General features: G+C 71.7%; 16 protein-coding genes. 6 read left to right on the top strand and 10 right to left on the bottom strand.

The window, feature by feature from the left end:
- Positions 1-177 precede the first annotated feature (177 nt).
- Genes ACZ3KP_RS10950 through ACZ3KP_RS10940 form a run of 3 tightly spaced genes read right to left on the bottom strand, consistent with a single transcriptional unit; the run spans position 178 to position 2,073 of the window.
- On the bottom strand, positions 178-939 hold the full coding sequence (locus ACZ3KP_RS10950) for a DUF3710 domain-containing protein (protein WP_358979595.1): 762 nt from the start codon (positions 937-939) through the stop codon (positions 178-180).
- Between the two features lies 1 nt (position 940).
- A complete protein-coding gene (gene dut / locus ACZ3KP_RS10945) occupies positions 941-1,492 on the bottom strand; it encodes a dUTP diphosphatase (protein ID WP_358979592.1) in 552 nt (183 codons plus the stop codon).
- On the bottom strand, positions 1,489-2,073 hold the full coding sequence (locus tag ACZ3KP_RS10940; protein ID WP_467498289.1) for a PaaI family thioesterase: 585 nt from the start codon (positions 2,071-2,073) through the stop codon (positions 1,489-1,491). The genes dut and ACZ3KP_RS10940 overlap by 4 nt, the downstream gene beginning before the upstream one ends.
- A 57-nt stretch (positions 2,074-2,130) precedes the next feature.
- Between ACZ3KP_RS10940 and ACZ3KP_RS10935 the strand changes: the two genes are divergently transcribed.
- Entirely contained in the window at positions 2,131-2,595 is a 465-nt protein-coding gene (locus tag ACZ3KP_RS10935; RefSeq protein WP_132893522.1) for a DUF3093 domain-containing protein, read from the top strand.
- Positions 2,596-2,638: 43 nt separating this feature from the next.
- Here ACZ3KP_RS10935 and ACZ3KP_RS10930 read toward each other — a convergent pair whose 3' ends face one another.
- The 4 genes from ACZ3KP_RS10930 to ACZ3KP_RS10915 form a co-directional block, all read right to left on the bottom strand.
- On the bottom strand, positions 2,639-3,556 hold the full coding sequence (locus tag ACZ3KP_RS10930) for a hypothetical protein (RefSeq protein WP_467498286.1): 918 nt from the start codon (positions 3,554-3,556) through the stop codon (positions 2,639-2,641).
- Between the two features lie 13 nt (positions 3,557-3,569).
- Positions 3,570-3,866: a DUF4193 domain-containing protein gene (locus ACZ3KP_RS10925; protein WP_003997302.1), complete on the bottom strand. Its 297-nt coding sequence runs from the start codon at positions 3,864-3,866 to the stop codon at positions 3,570-3,572.
- Positions 3,867-4,267: 401 nt separating this feature from the next.
- Positions 4,268-5,524, bottom strand: a complete 1,257-nt coding sequence (locus ACZ3KP_RS10920; protein WP_467498284.1) for a sensor histidine kinase — start codon at positions 5,522-5,524, stop codon at positions 4,268-4,270.
- Positions 5,525-5,529: 5 nt separating this feature from the next.
- Positions 5,530-6,183 carry a response regulator transcription factor gene (locus tag ACZ3KP_RS10915; RefSeq protein ID WP_003993508.1) on the bottom strand — a complete coding sequence of 218 codons (654 nt, stop codon included), beginning with the start codon at positions 6,181-6,183 and terminating at the stop codon, positions 5,530-5,532.
- A gap of 420 nt (positions 6,184-6,603) precedes the next feature.
- Here ACZ3KP_RS10915 and ACZ3KP_RS10910 point away from each other — a divergent pair, with 420 nt between their 5' ends.
- The gene (locus tag ACZ3KP_RS10910; RefSeq protein ID WP_165939545.1) at positions 6,604-6,777 is read left to right on the top strand and encodes a hypothetical protein; all 174 of its coding nucleotides are present in this window, start codon (positions 6,604-6,606) and stop codon (positions 6,775-6,777) included.
- 163 nt (positions 6,778-6,940) lie between these two features.
- On the opposite strand, the gene ACZ3KP_RS10905 is transcribed toward ACZ3KP_RS10910, so the two are convergent.
- Both ACZ3KP_RS10905 and ACZ3KP_RS10900 read right to left on the bottom strand, forming a co-directional pair.
- The gene (locus ACZ3KP_RS10905; protein ID WP_467498282.1) at positions 6,941-7,756 is read right to left on the bottom strand and encodes an inositol monophosphatase family protein; all 816 of its coding nucleotides are present in this window, start codon (positions 7,754-7,756) and stop codon (positions 6,941-6,943) included.
- Positions 7,757-7,764: 8 nt separating this feature from the next.
- Entirely contained in the window at positions 7,765-8,892 is a 1,128-nt protein-coding gene (locus ACZ3KP_RS10900; protein ID WP_467498280.1) for a ferrochelatase, read from the bottom strand.
- A gap of 158 nt (positions 8,893-9,050) precedes the next feature.
- Here ACZ3KP_RS10900 and ACZ3KP_RS10895 point away from each other — a divergent pair, with 158 nt between their 5' ends.
- The 4 genes from ACZ3KP_RS10895 (at position 9,051) to sepH (ending at position 13,769) form a co-directional block, all read left to right on the top strand.
- A complete protein-coding gene (locus ACZ3KP_RS10895; RefSeq protein WP_467498278.1) occupies positions 9,051-10,289 on the top strand; it encodes an MFS transporter in 1,239 nt (412 codons plus the stop codon).
- Positions 10,249-11,568, top strand: a complete 1,320-nt coding sequence (locus tag ACZ3KP_RS10890) for a D-arabinono-1,4-lactone oxidase (RefSeq protein WP_467498276.1) — start codon at positions 10,249-10,251, stop codon at positions 11,566-11,568. The genes ACZ3KP_RS10895 and ACZ3KP_RS10890 overlap by 41 nt, the downstream gene beginning before the upstream one ends.
- Positions 11,569-11,579: 11 nt before the next feature.
- Entirely contained in the window at positions 11,580-11,948 is a 369-nt protein-coding gene (locus ACZ3KP_RS10885) for a hypothetical protein (RefSeq protein WP_467498275.1), read from the top strand.
- A gap of 792 nt (positions 11,949-12,740) precedes the next feature.
- On the top strand, positions 12,741-13,769 hold the full coding sequence (gene sepH, locus ACZ3KP_RS10880) for a septation protein SepH (RefSeq protein ID WP_467498273.1): 1,029 nt from the start codon (positions 12,741-12,743) through the stop codon (positions 13,767-13,769).
- 77 nt (positions 13,770-13,846) lie between these two features.
- On the opposite strand, the gene ACZ3KP_RS10875 is transcribed toward sepH, so the two are convergent.
- A complete protein-coding gene (locus ACZ3KP_RS10875; RefSeq protein WP_467498271.1) occupies positions 13,847-14,689 on the bottom strand; it encodes a sulfurtransferase in 843 nt (280 codons plus the stop codon).
- Positions 14,690-14,943: the final 254 nt, after the last annotated feature.

The following is a 14,943-nucleotide window of genomic DNA, read 5'->3' as shown; positions in this document are numbered from 1 at the left end:
TAACTGCCGCCTACGCAGCGTCGACCTTACGGCCAACGGTCCCGGCGGGCCGGACGGAAGGCGGGGGCCAGGGGCATCCTTGACGGAACCCTGATGGCCGCGCGTACGGGCGCCCGACGCGAAAAGAGCCGCACCCCGAAGGATGCGGCTCTCGAACGGTCCCGTCGGGCGCGGCCCCTAGCGGACCTCGGTGATCTCCGGTCCGCGCTGCAGCTGGCCCATGCCCCCGGAGAAGCGCGAGGACTCCTCCTGCTGGACGCCCTCGGGGACCATCTGGGCGTCGTTCGGCAGCTTCAGGACGATCGGGTCGCGGGGCGCCATCGGGCCCTCGCCGCGGACCACCACGGTGTCCCGGAAGATCTGCTCCAGGAGCCCGGCGGCCTGCGGCTGCACCGCCCCCTGCCCCGAGATCACCCCGCGCAGGAACCAGCGCGGCCCGTCCACACCCACGAACCGCACGACCTGGAAGCCACTGGTGCCGTCCGGCAGCTGCACCGGCACCTGGGCCCGCAGCTCCCAGCCCAGCGGACCCTCGACCTCGTCGACGATGCCGCCCTGCTGGGTGATGCCGGAGCCGATCTCCTCGCGCACCTCGCCCCAGATGCCCTCGCGCTTGGGCGCGGCGAAGGCCTGCAACTGGACGGCGCTGTCGCGCAGGACGACGGTCGCCGCGACGATCGCGTCTCCCGCGACCTCGACCCGGAGCTCCATGCCGTCCACTCCGGGCACGAACAGACCGCCGAGGTCCACCCGGCCCTCGCCGGGGTCGCGCACCTCACTGGCGTCCCACGGCCCGTCGGGCCGGGGCTCCGGTTCCAGGCGTACGCGCTCGCGCTCGCCCTCTTCCTCGTCCGCCTCGGTGTCGACGTTGTCGACGACCTGCTCGGCCTCGCCGGCCGCGTCCTCGGCGGCACCCTTCTTGTTGCGACGTCCGAACACGTCACTGTCCTTCCCGGTCGGATACGACCGAAGCGTATCGATTCCCACCCGTCCGACCGCCCTCGGCGGCCTGACCGCTTGTGCCGCTCACGTCGCCCACCGCGGCATGACCGCCGGTGGACCCGAAGCCCCCCTCGGCCCGCGCCGAGTCGGGAAGTTCCGCCACCTCCTGGAAGCGGACCCTCTCGACCTGCTGGACGACCAGTTGGGCGATCCGGTCGAAGCGCTCGAACCGCACGGCCTCGCGCGGGTCGAGATTCACCACGATCACCTTGATCTCCCCACGGTACCCGCCATCAATCGTCCCCGGGGCATTCACGAGGGCCACACCGCACCGGGCGGCGAGCCCCGAACGGGGATGCACGAAGGCCGCGTACCCGTCCGGGAGGGCGATCGACACCCCCGTGGGCAGCACGGCCCGTTCACCCGGCGCCAGCTCGCACGCCTCGGTGGTGCGCAGATCGGCGCCCGCGTCACCCGGGTGCTCGTACGCCGGGAGCGGTACGTCGGGGTCGACACGGCGCAGCAGGACGTTCAGGGGAGCGGGGCTCACGGGTTCACCTCGAAGGCGCGGGCGCGCCGGGTCCGGTCCGGGTCGTTCATGGCGGCCTGGATCTCCTCCGGCCGGCCGTGGTCGGTGAAGTGCGCGAGGGGGACCTCGACGAAGAGGGCGTCGGCGCGGACGGCGACGGGCCCGTGGGGGCCGCCCATGCGGCCGGTGGCGGTCGAGTAGATCTTCCGGCCGGCCACGGCGACGACCTCGGCCGCCAGGTGGAGCGTGGTGCCCACGGGCACCGGCCGTACGAAGTCGGTCTCCAGGCGTCCGGTGACAGCGGTCCTGCGCAGCAGCCAGTTCAGCGAGCCGAGCGTCTCGTCGAGGGCGGTGGCGAGCACCCCGCCGTGCGCGAGACCCGGGGCGCCCTGGTGAGCGGGGCGCACGGTGAACTCGGCGGTCAGCGAGACCCCCTCGCCGGCCCGTGCCTCCAGGTGCAGCCCGTGCGCCTGCCCGTGCCCACATCCGAAACAGTGTTCGTAGTGTGCGCCGATGAGCTCGCCGGGCGCGGGCGCATCGGGATGCCGCTCCGGTTTCCGGGCACTGGCGGGAGGCTGAAGAGCTGCGGAACTACCACTCACAGCCGCAGACCTTACCCGCGCGTCCGGGGAATCCGGACACCGTGCCAAGCTTGCTCCATGCAGCTTTCCGCCACCCCGTACGAAGAACGCCTCACCGCCCCGCGGTCGTGGTGGTTCATCAGTTTTCTGGTCGGTGTCTCCTTCGCCCTGATACTGCTGCCCTTCGGCACGCTGCCGGCGCTCGGCGGCCTGGCCGGCGGCACGGCGGCGGCAGCGGTGGTGGCCAGCTCGTACGGCTCCCAGCGGATCCGGGTGGTGGGCGACTCGCTGATCGCGGGCGAGGCGAAGATCCCGGTGTCGGCCCTTGGCGAGGCGCACGTCCTCGACCCCGAGGAGACGCGCGCCTGGCGCACCTACAAAGCCGACGTGCGCGCGTTCCTGCTGCTGCGCGCCTACATCCCGACGGCGCTGCGCGTGGAGGTCACGGACCCGCAGGACCCGACGCCCTACCTGTACCTGTCGACGAGGCAGCCGGAGGCCCTGGCGGCGGCGATCGAGGCGGCGAAGACCGCGCAGGCGTGAGGACCACGCAGGTGTGACGGGTGTGACGGGCCCGGGGCGGGCGTCAGGCGCCGAAGTCCTCCGGCAGCTCGGCGATCGGCAGCGGCTCGGCCGGCTTCTCCAGCGGCGGCAGCTCCGGCAGTTCCTCCCAGGGCACCTGGATCTTCCTCAGGTCTCTGCGGATCCGCGCCGCGAGCTTCCTGGTGTCCCGGCGGTTCATGACCGCACCGACCGCGGCGCCGACCATGAACGGCATCAGGTTGGGCAGGTCCCGGACCATCCGCTTCATGATCTGCTGGCGCAGTTCGCGCTTCATCTGCCCGCCGAGGGCGTTGTTGACCGACGACGGTCTCATCACGTCGATCCCGCGCTCCCCCGACCAGGAGGACAGATACGCGGTGCTGCGGGCCTTCAGGTTCCCCGGCGGCCGCACGCCGTACACCTCGTGGAGTTCGGCGATCAGCTTGAGCTCGATCGCCGCGACGCCGGTGATCTCCGCGGCCAGTTCGGTCGGCATCGCAGGCGGCACCGGCAGCATCGCCGCCGCACCGACCCCGGCCCCGACCGCCGAGGTCGCGCCAGCGGCGCCTGCCACCAGCTTGTCGGCGAGCTGCTCGGGCCCGAGGCCCGGGAACTGCCGGCGCAGGGTCGCGAGGTCACGTACGGGGACACGCGGGGCGATCTCGATGATCCGGTCCGCCAGGTACGCCAGCCCCGCCTTCGCCCGGCTGCCGCCCTTACGGGCCCCTTCCCGGGCCATCTCCACGGCCCTGCCGCGGATGACCGCGGCCCGTCGCCTGGCGACGGGCGCGGGCTGCTCCGACGGCGCCGGGAGGTCACCCCGGTCGGCCGCCGGTTCGAGCGAGGCTCCCGGATCGGACGAGCCCCGCTCGACGTCACGCGCGCGTGGGCCGTCGGACGGCCCCGAGTCCGCTCCCCGTAGAGGGAAACGGCGCTTCCGAGGTGGGGTCGAGCCAGTCATGCCCGACCCGCTCTCAGTCGCAGTCGCGGCAGATCGGCTGACCGTTCTTCTCGCGGGCCAGCTGGCTGCGGTGGTGCACCAGGAAGCAGCTCATGCAGGTGAACTCGTCCTGCTGCTTGGGCAGCACCCGGACGGCCAGTTCCTCGTTCGAGAGGTCCGCGCCGGGAAGTTCGAGGCCTTCCGCGGCCTCGAACTCGTCGACGTCCACCGAGGACGTCGACTTGTCGTTCCTCCGGGCCTTCAGCTCTTCAAGGCTGTCCGAGTCGACGTCGTCGTCGGTCTTGCGTGGAGTGTCGTAATCGGTTGCCATGTCGCTCTCCCCCTCTGGGTGTCTGCGGTGTCTCCAGCGCACGTAACGCGTGAGAGGCCGGACTTGTGCCCGACCCGAGGCGGAGATTTTGCCTCACATCAAGGTCTGTTACTCAATCGACACCCAACCGGACCCCTCAAGAGTGATCAGGTTGAATGGCGATGGGGACCGTACACGGTCCTCATGAGACACCTCAAAGGCGCCTCACCCTGTACTTCCCGTGATCAAGACCCCTGAAAACAGGGATTTTCCCGCCTTTATTCCCCCGGCCATGATCACTGAGAGTAGATGACCGGAAATCCGCCCCTGTGATCGATCACACACACGGCGACGCGCCACGCCGTCCGAAAATTCAGCGCAAAGCGAACATCCCTCGCGTGTGTCGCGATCTTGTAACGCCATCAGACGGGCAGCGTGACCCTCATCACGAGCCCTCCGCCCTCGCGGGGCTGGGCGGCGATGTGACCGCCGTGCGCCCGCGCCACGGAGCGGACGATGGACAGGCCGAGGCCGACGCCCTTGTCGCTGCCCGTGCGCTCGGTACGGAGCCGCCTGAAGGGCTCGAAGAGGTTGTCGATCTCGTACGCCGGCACCACCGGACCGGTGTTCGACACGGAGAGTACCGCCTGGCCGTGCTGCACGTCGGTGGTGACCTCGACCCAACCGTCCTCGGGCACGTTGTAGCGCACCGCGTTCTGCAGCAGGTTCAGGGCGATCCGCTCCAGCAGCACGCCGTTGCCCTGGACCACGGCCGGTTTCCGTACGCCCCTGATCGTCACTCCCTTGGCCTCCGCCTCGGCGTGCACCTGGTCGACGGCCTGGGTGGCCACCTCGGCCAGGTCGACGGGTTTGCGCTCGACGATCTGGTTGTCGCTGCGGGCGAGCAGCAGCAGGCCCTCCACGAGCTGCTCACTGCGCTCGTTGGTGGCCAGCAGCGTCTTGCCGAGCTGCTGGAGCTCCACGGGGACGCCAGGGTCGGAGAGGTGCACCTCAAGGAGCGTCCGGTTGATCGCCAGGGGTGTGCGCAGTTCGTGCGAGGCGTTGCCGACGAAGCGCTGCTGGGCGGTGAAGGCCCGCTGCAATCGCTCCAGCATGTCGTCGAAGGTGTCCGCGAGTTCCTTCAGCTCGTCGTCGGGGCCGTCCAGCTCGATCCGGCGGGACAGGTCCGAGCCGGCCACCGCGCGGGCGGTCCGGGTGATCCGGCCGAGCGGGGACAGCACGCGGCCGGCCATCGCGTAGCCGAACGCGAAGGCGATCACGGCGAGGCCCAGCAGGGCGAGCAGCGAGCGGCTGAGCAGGTTGTCCAGGGCCGCCTGCCGCTGGTGGTCCACGCACTGGGCGATCGCGCTGTTGAAGTCCCCCAGCGACAGGGAGCTGGAGCCGGCCATGTTGATCGCGGGGCAGTTGTCGCTGGAGACCGACAGCTTGTCGTAGCCGACGATCTTGAACAGCGGCTGGTTGCCGGTGCTGATCGCCTGCGCGGCGAGCAGGTAGATGATCGACAGCAGCAGGATGCCGGCGATCAGGAACATGCCGCCGTACAGCAGGGTGAGCCGTATCCGGATGGTCGGGCGCAGCCACGGGAAGACCGGCTGGGGTCTCCTGGGGTCCCAGGTGGGCTTCGGGGGGGCCTGCGGGGGTGCGGGAGTGGTCGCCACGTTCATCAGATCCGGTAACCCGAGCCGGGGACGGTGACGATCACAGGGGGCTCGCCGAGCTTGCGGCGCAGGGTCATCACGGTCACGCGCACCACGTTGGTGAAGGGGTCGGTGTTCTCGTCCCAGGCCTTCTCCAGGAGCTGCTCGGCGCTGACCACCGCGCCCTCGCTGCGCATCAGCACCTCCAGGACGGCGAACTCCTTGGGAGCGAGCTGGACCTCCTTGCCGTCCCGGAAGACCTCGCGGCGGTTCGGGTCGAGCTTGATGCCGGCGCGCTCCAGGACGGGCGGCAGCGGCACGCTGGTACGCCGGCCGAGGGCGCGCACGCGGGCGATGAGCTCGCTGAACGCGAAGGGCTTGGGGAGGTAGTCGTCGGCGCCGATCTCGAGGCCCTCGACGCGGTCGCTGACGTCGCCGGACGCGGTGAGCATGAGCACGCGCGTGGGCATGCCGAGTTCGACGATCTTGCGGCAGACGTCGTCGCCGTGCACGAGGGGGAGGTCCCGGTCGAGGACGACCACGTCGTAGTCGTTGACGCCGATGCGCTCCAGGGCGGCCGCACCGTCGTACACGACGTCGACGGCCATGGCCTCCCGGCGCAGTCCGGTGGCCACCGCATCGGCGAGCAGTTGCTCGTCCTCGACGACGAGTACGCGCACGTCGCTTGTCCTTCCTCTGTCCACCCGCGTAGCGCGCACCAGGCGCACCCGGGCGGGGGTCTGCATGGGGTGTGGTGCCTCCATCCTGCCCTTTTCGGCCATAAGTCGGCAGTAAGACGGGGGCCGGGACCGTCGGATCGGATGCCGCGGGGCGGGAATGCCAGATTTTCTCCTGCGGTTGAGGTTTCCACGGAGGGGAGCGGGGGGAGGACCGCATGTACACCCCGCGATCACGCTCTGCATGTGCCGCAGCACCATGCGGTACGTACGTCGCCGCTACAGCAGAGTGGACGACGGGGGTGTCCGGCACCGTCGCCGCCCAGCAGGGCAGCGCTGGGCACCCGCCAAGACGTGATCGTCCCTTCCCGACCGGCACTTCCCCGTGCCACCGACCCACGACCCAGGACGAGGGGGCGCAGCATGGACGCATTCACGACAGGACTTCTGCAGCGCATAAAGGCGACCGAGTCCGACATCACCCGGGCTCGTGACGAGGGCGACGACTTCCTCGTCGAAGTGGAGCAGGCCGAGCTCGACGACCTGCGCCGCCTCGCCGCCGAACACGGTGTGGAAGTCGGCGCGACCAGCGTCTGACAGTCCCGCAGCAGCAGCACACCGGCACACGAGCAGGGCCCCGGCGAATCCAGCGCCGGGGCCCTGCTCGTACGTGATCTCCTACCCGCGCATCGGCGTTCGATTCCAGTCCGGCCGCCGTGGCGAAGATCTTCCCAGGATCGGTCCGCGTCCGGGACGGGCCTCAGTCGTGCCAGGCCCCGAAGTCCTCCAGGAGACGCTGGAGGGGCTCGAAGACCCCGGGGGTGCCCGCGACCGTCAGGTCCCGGGAGGGGCGTTCTCCGGGGCGGCCACCCGTCAGGGCACCGGCCTCCCGCGCGATCAGGTCGCCCGCGCCCCAGTCCCACGCGTTCAGGCCGCGCTCGAAGTACCCGTCCAGCCTGCCGCAGGCCAGATCGCACAGGTCGATCGCCGCCGAACCGCCGCGGCGTATGTCGCGCAGCAGCGGGATCAGCCGGGCGGCGACCTCGGCCTGGTGGGTGCGGACGTCCGTCACGTAGTTGAAGCCCGTGGAGACCAGGGCCTCGGCCAGCGGCGCGGCCGGCCGGCAGGCCAGCGCCCGCTCGCCCCGCCACGCCCCGGTCGCCCAGGCCCCGCCGCCGCGCACCGCGTGGTACGTCTCGCCCCGCATCGGCGCCGCCACGACCCCGACCACGGTCTCCCCGTCCTGCTCGGCGGCGATGGACACCGCCCAGGTCGGCAGGCCGTACAGATAGTTGACCGTGCCGTCGAGCGGGTCGATCACCCAGCGGACCCCGCTCGTGCCCGGCGTCGACGCGCCCTCCTCGCCGAGGAAGCCGTCGTCGGGCCGGTGGGCGGAGATCAGGTCGGTGATGAGCTTCTCGGCCGCGATGTCCATCTCGGTCACGACGTCGATCGGGCTGGACTTCGTACGGGCCACGGACAGGTCGGCCGGGCGGCCGTCCCGCAGCAGCTCGCCCGCGCGGGCGGCCGCCTCCCGGGCGAGGTCCAGCAGGTCCGAGTACGGGGCGTCGGTCACGGGGCTCCTCACGCGTAGGGGCTGTCGGCGCCCGCGGCGGCCGGCCGGGGAGCGCGGGCGGGGCAGCAGCCGACCGGGCAGAGGTCGTGGCTCGCGCCGAGCGCGCCCAGGGCGCACCGCGTGACCTCCCGGCCGCGCTCCGTGGCCGCGCGCTCCACCACGAGGTCACGGATCGCGGCGGCGAACCGCGGGTCGTCGCCGACGGTCGCGGAGCGCCGTACCGGCAGGCCCAGCTCCGCGGCCTTGGCCGTGGCCTCCGTGTCGAGGTCGTAGAGGACCTCCATGTGGTCGGAGACGAAGCCGATGGGGGCCATGACGACGGCGGGGACGCCCGCGCCGTGCAGCTCCTCCAGGTGTTCGCAGATGTCGGGCTCCAGCCACGGGATGGTCGGGGCGCCCGAGCGGGACTGGTAGACGAGCCGCCAGGGGTGGTCGACGCCGGTGCGCTCGCGGACGGCGTCGGCGATCACCTCGGCCACGTCCAGGTGCTCCTCGACGTACGCGCCGCCCTCGCCGTGCGCCTCGACGGGGCCGGAGGTGTCCGCGGACGCGGTCGGGATGGAGTGGGTGGTGAACGCGATGTGGGCGCCCGCACGGACGTCCTCGGGCAGCTCGGCGAGCGAGGCGAGCACCCCGTCGATCATCGGGGCGAGGAAGCCGGGGTGGTTGAAGTAGTGCCGCAGCTTGTCGATCCTCGGCAGTTCCAGGCCCTCGGCCTCCAGCGCGGCCAGCGAGTCGGCGAGGTTCTCGCGGTACTGGCGGCAGCCCGAGTAGGAGGCATAGGCGCTGGTGGCGAGCACCAGGATGCGCCGGCGGCCGTCGGCGACCATCTCGCGCAGGGTGTCCGTGAGGTACGGCGCCCAGTTGCGGTTGCCCCAGTAGATCGGCAGGTCCAGGCCGTGCTCGGCGAAGTCCTTGCGCAGGGCGTCCAGCAGGGCGCGGTTCTGGTCGTTGATCGGGCTGACTCCGCCGAACAGGAAGTAGTGCTGCCCGACCTCCTTGAGGCGTTCCTTCGGGATACCGCGCCCGCGGGTCACGTTCTCCAGGAACGGGACCACGTCGTCCGGGCCTTCCGGGCCGCCGAAGGAGAGCAGGAGCAGGGCGTCGTAGGGGGTGGCATCGAGCGCGTCTGACATGAGCCGATCCTGCCACCCGGCACTGACGACCCGGAAACAGGAGGGTGAAGAGTCGGATTCGGGAGCTTTATCCCGGACGCCGACCGGGTGCGTCGGGGCGCTCCCACTCGTAAGCTGTATCAGCCGCAGTCACGCCTTACCCAGCCGTCGGAGTCCCCGTGCCCAGCCCTTATCGCGCCCTGTTCGCCGCACCCGGCACGAAGGGCTTCTCCGCCGCGGGCTTCGTCGGCCGGATGCCGTTGTCCATGATGGGCATCGGCGTGGTCACGATGGTCTCCCAGCTCAGCGGGCGGTACGGCCTCGCGGGCGCGCTCTCCGCGACCATCGCGCTGTCCGCCGCCGCGATCGGCCCGCAGGTGTCCCGGCTGGTCGACCAGTACGGCCAGCGCCGGGTGCTGCGCCCCGCGACGCTGCTCGCGCTCGCGGCGGCGGCCGGGCTGCTGTTCGCCGCGCACTACGGGTGGCCGGACTGGGCGCTGTTCGTGTGCGCCGCCGGGATCGGCGCGGTGCCGAGCCTGGGCGCGATGATCCGGGCCCGCTGGGCGGTCCTGTACCGGGGCACCCCGCAGCTGCACACCGCCTACTCGTTCGAGTCCGTCGTCGACGAGGTCTGCTTCATCTTCGGGCCGATCATCTCCATCGGTCTGTCCACGGCCTGGTTCCCGGAGGCGGGACCGCTGCTGGCCGCCTGCTTCCTGGCGGCCGGCGTCTTCTGGCTGACCGCCCAGCGGGCCACCGAACCGCAGCCGCACCCGCGCGAGCACGACGGCGGCGGTTCGGCGCTGCGCGTGTCCGGCCTCCAGGTGCTGGTGGCGACCTTCGTGGCCACCGGGGCGATCTTCGGGGCGGTGGACGTGGTGACCGTCGCCTTCGCCGACGAACGCGGCCACAAGGGCGCTTCCAGCGTGGTCCTGGCCCTGTACGCGGCCGGTTCCTGCGCGGCCGGGGCGGTCTTCGGCCTGATGCGGTTCGCGGGCAGGCCGGAACGCAGGTGGCTGCTGGGCATATGTGCGATGGCCGTGAGTATGATCCCCCTCCTACTGGTCGGAAACTTGCCGCTTCTGGCCGTGGCGCTGTTCGTTTCGGGCCTGTCCATCGCACCGACGATGATCACGACGATGTCCCTCATCGAAGAGCACGTACCTCGCGCGAAGCTCACCGAGGGCATGACCTGGGTGAGCACCGGCCTCGCGGTCGGGGTCGCGCTCGGCTCCTCGGTCGCCGGCTGGGTGATCGACGCGGCCGGCGCCCGTGCGGGGTACGGGGTCCCGGCCGTGTCCGGGGCCGTCGCGGTCGCGGTCGGTTTCCTCGGGTACCGCCGGCTCGACAGGCCGGTCACGCGTCGGGGAGGCACCGTTGAGCAGTACAGCGAGCGGCAGGAGCGGCACGTGGCGTAACTGGGGCGGGAACGTCACCGTTCGCCCCGCGCGGGAGGTCACGCCCGCCTCCGTCGACGAGCTGGCCGCGGCCGTGCGGCAGGCGGCACAGGAGGGCCTGAAGGTGAAGGCGGTGGGCAGCGGCCACTCCTTCACCGCGATCGCCGCGACCGACGGTGTCTCGATCCGCCCTCAGCTGTTGACGGGCATCCGCACCATCGACCGCAAGGCGATGACCGTCACGGTCGAGGCCGGCACCCCGCTCAAGAGGCTCAATGTGGCCCTGGCCCGTGAGGGACTGTCGCTGACCAACATGGGCGACATCATGGAGCAGACGGTCTCCGGGGCCACCAGCACCGGCACCCACGGCACCGGCCGGGAGTCCGCCTCGCTCGCCGCCCAGATCAGGGAACTCGAACTGGTGACCGCCGACGGCTCCGTGCTCACCTGCTCCGAGAAGGAGAATCCGGAGGTCTTCGCGGCCGCCCGGATCGGCCTGGGCGCCCTCGGCATCGTCACCGCGATCACCTTCGCCGTGGAGCCGGTCTTCCTGCTCACCGCGCGCGAGGAGCCGATGCCCCTGGACCGCGTCCTCGCCGAGTTCGACCAGCTCCGCACCGAGAACGAGCACTTCGAGTTCTACTGGTTCCCGCACACCGGCAACACCAACACCAAGCGCAACAACCGCAGCGCGGGCCCGCCGCAGCCGGTGGGGCAGTTCGCCGGCTGGTTCGAGGACGAGTTCCTCTCCAACGGCGTCTTCCACGCCGCTCAGTTGGTCGGCCGCGCGGCCCCCGCCGTGGTGCCCGCCATCGCCCGGATCTCCAGCAGGGCACTGTCCGCGCGGACCTACACGGACATTCCCTACAAGGTCTTCACATCCCCGCGCCGGGTGCGCTTCGTGGAGATGGAGTACGCCGTTCCGCGTGAGGCGCTGGTGGACACGCTGCGGGAACTGAAGGCGGCCGTCGACCGTTCCGGTCTCAGGGTCAACTTCCCGGTCGAGGTCCGCACCGCCCCCGCCGACGACATCGCGCTGTCCACCGCCTCCGCCCGCGACAGCGCCTACATCGCCGTACACATGTTCCGGGGCACCCCCTACCAGGCGTACTTCACGGTCGCCGAGCGGATCTTCACCGCGCACGAGGGGCGTCCCCACTGGGGCAAGGTGCACACCCGCGACGCGGACTACTTCGCGGAGGTCTATCCCCGCTTCGGTGAGTTCACGGCGCTGCGGGACCGGCTCGACCCGGACCGGCTGTTCCAGAACGACTATCTGCGGAGGATCCTGGGGCAGTAGCCGGGGAACCGGTGGGCGCGGGAGTCGCGTTCGGGTCCCCGCTCGTGACGGGCGCCGGTGTCGTGGTCCCGGCGCCGGCGGGCGTTTGGTCCGGGCTCTTCGAAGACCCGTCCGGCGCCGGGGACGAGGGCGAGGGACCCGGCGAAGCGGTGCTGCCCTGCCCGGACTTCGGGGCGGACGAGGCCGGGGTGCGCGAGGATCCCGACGCCCCGGACGGCCTGGTCCCGCCGGTGACGGCGCCGCTGACCGTCGTACCGGAGCCGCCGCTGAAGCTGCCGCCGGAGACCAGTTCACAGGTGGTGATGCCGGCCAAGGTCACGGCGAACACCAGCGCGGCCGCGACCAGCGGACGGCGCCAGGTCCGCACCCGGGCGCGGTAGACGGTGCCCTCGGTGAACGCGCCGGGCGCCGCGGGCTCCGGGTCCCGTTGCCTGGCGGGCCCGGTCGCGTCGCGGAACTGCTGCCCGGTGCGCTGGAAGAAGTGCTGGAACAGGGTGCCGCCGCAGGTGGCGATCACGCTCACGACGCCGGCACCGAGGATCGTGCCGTACACCCCGAAGGAGGACGCGAGTTTGGCGGCCACCACGGCGGCCACCGCACTGCCCGCGACCTGGGGCACGCTGAGTTCGATCCGCTTCGGACGTCCCGTCACCTCCTCCCCCGTACTGGTCTCGACACCGGAACCGGGCCTTTCACGCATTCCTGAACCTTGCCTGCCCTTCCCCTGCTTGTTCGACCGACTGCACAAGAAAAGGACGTACGGACGAAACCATTGGTTCCGTTTCTGTGGATTGGGTGAACTACGCCACGTTCAAGATCCCCGGAACCGGGCAACCGAGGGTGAGAGAGCGGTTGTTGCAAGAAGTTCGGCGGCGCGCCAATCCACGCACGTGGCCCGAATGGAGTACTGTTGCGAGCCCTGGGTCCGGTCTCCCGCCAGGGTGTCCGGGGCCTTGCAGGACCACCGGGAGGGGGGCTCGTTGCACAGGGTGACGGAGTTGGTCACTTAGCGTTGCGAATAGGTAACCGTGCCATAACGGCGTTCCAGGGCCTGCGCCCGACACGCCGGGCAACTCGGCAAGGTTGTGGCAGGCTGCACCCGGGCAGGCCACACTCGACTAGCGGAAGCAGCGACGCACGTGACGTCGGCAGGCACCACCCGGGAGGTCCCCATGCCCGAACTGCGTGTCGTGGCCGTCTCCAATGACGGCACACGGCTGGTGCTCAAGGCTGCCGACTCTACGGAGTACACCCTTCCGATCGACGAACGGCTCCGTGCCGCCGTACGCGGCGACCGGCCCCGGCTCGGGCAGATCGAGATCGAGGTCGAGAGCCATCTGCGGCCCCGAGACATCCAGGCGCGGATACGTGCGGGCGCGACGGCGGAAGAGGTCGCGCAGCTCGCCGGGATCCCCGTCGACCGGGTGCGGCGCTTCGAGGGTCCGGTACTGGCCGAGCGCGCCTTCATGGCCGAGCGGGCGCGCAAGACGCCCGTCCGCCGGCCCGGTGAGAACTCCGGTCCGCTGCTCGGCGAGGCCGTACAGGAACGGCTGGTGCTGCGCGGTGCCGACAAGGACACCGTGCAGTGGGACTCCTGGCGCCGCGACGACGGCACCTGGGAGGTCCTCCTCGTCTACCGGGTCGCGAGTGAACCGCACTCGGCGAGCTGGACCTACGACCCGCCCCGGCGGCTCGTGCAGGCGGTCGACGACGAGGCCCGCTCACTGATCGGCGAGTCCGACGACCTCGCCGTTCCGGAGCCCAGCTTTCCGTTCGTGCCCCGGATCGCACGGCTGCCGCGCGACCGACCGCTGGACCGTCCCGGTGACCGCGAGCGGCCGAGCCTGCCCGCGGCGGCCGAGCCGGTCGAGGAGACGGCCGGTGAACGCGACTCGCTGACCAGCCTGCTGGAGGCGGTACCGAGCTTCCGGGGTGACCTGGTGGTCCCGGAGCGCCCGGTGGAGCCGCTGGAGGAGGCCGTCGAGGAACCGGTGGCCGAGGAGCCGCCGGCCCCCGCGGCCTCGGCCGGCTCCGCCTACGCCGACGTCCTCATGCCCCGCTCGGTCGGCAGCCACCGCGACCGGCTGGTCGGTGCCACCGACCGTCAGGCCGAGGCCGACGGCGTCCGCCCGGGCCGCCGGGCCGCCGTGCCGAGCTGGGACGAGATCGTCTTCGGCACGCGCCGCAAGAAGCAGGAGTAGGCGCGAGGGCGAGAACAGGTCTTACGACCGTATGAAAGCGGGGGGCACGCGCGCGTGCCCCCCGCTTTCCCGTCGCCCTACTGCGGGTCGGGGCCGACCACGACCGGACGGGACGGGTCGGCGGTCCACTCCGACCACGAACCGACGTACAGCGCCGCCGGGATGCCCGCGACGGCCAGCGCGAGCACCTCGTGGGCGCCGGAGACGCCCGAACCGCAGTACACGCCGACCGCCGCCCCCTGCGTGGCGCCCAAGCCCTTGAACCGGCCCTGGAGTTCGGCGGCGGGCAGGAACCGGCCGTCCGGGCCGACGTTCTCGGCGGTGGGCGCCGACACGGCGCCCGGGATGTGCCCGCCGACCCGGTCGATCGGCTCCACCTCACCCCGGTACCGCTCCCCCGCGCGGGCGTCGAGCAGCACACCCGAGCGAGCCAGCGCCGCCGCCCCGTCGGCGTCGAGCAACCCGGCCGCGTCGGGCGCCGGTTCGAAGTCACCCTGGACCGGCGTGACCGCGTCGGTCGAAAGAGCGCCCTCCCAGGACGGCAACCCGCCGTCGAGGACCCGCACGTCCGGGTGACCCGTCCAGCGCAGCAGCCACCAGGCGCGCGCGGCCGCCCAGCCCGGCCCCCCGTCGTAGACGACGACCGGGCGGCCCGCCGAGACGCCCGCGCGGCGCATCGCCGCGCCGAAGACGGCCAGGTCGGGCAGCGGGTGCCGGCCGTTCTCGCCGGGCGCGGAGGCGAGTTCCCCGTCCAGGTCCACGAAGACCGCGCCCGGCAGGTGGCCTTCCGCGTACGCGGCCCGGCCGTCGAACGGCGGTGCGCCGGGCGAGGTCAGCTGCCAGCGGACGTCCAGCAGGACGGGCGGGTTCGGCCCGGTCAGAGCGTCGGCGAGTTCGGTTGCGGTGATGATGGCTTCCATGGCCCCATCCTTACGCCAGGGGTGGCCGCCGCGTCCAGGTACGACTACTCTGCTCGGCCGGGCAGGCTCGATCACCTGGTGTACGGGATCGGGCACATGCTGTACAGCAGATGGACGCCCCCCGGCGATCGACCGGGACGGGCGGGAAGCGGCAGACGAGGCATCCCCGCGGCGAGGCCGCCCCACAGCCGTGGCCACAGGCCGCCACGGACGGTGCGGGCATCGGTACGGGGCGTGTCCGCGGTCGGGGTGCG

The sequence above is a fragment of the Streptomyces sp. NPDC020958 genome, from assembly GCF_055562175.1.
Note: the sequence above shows the minus strand (reverse complement) of the source record. Positions and strands in the feature narration are given on the sequence as shown.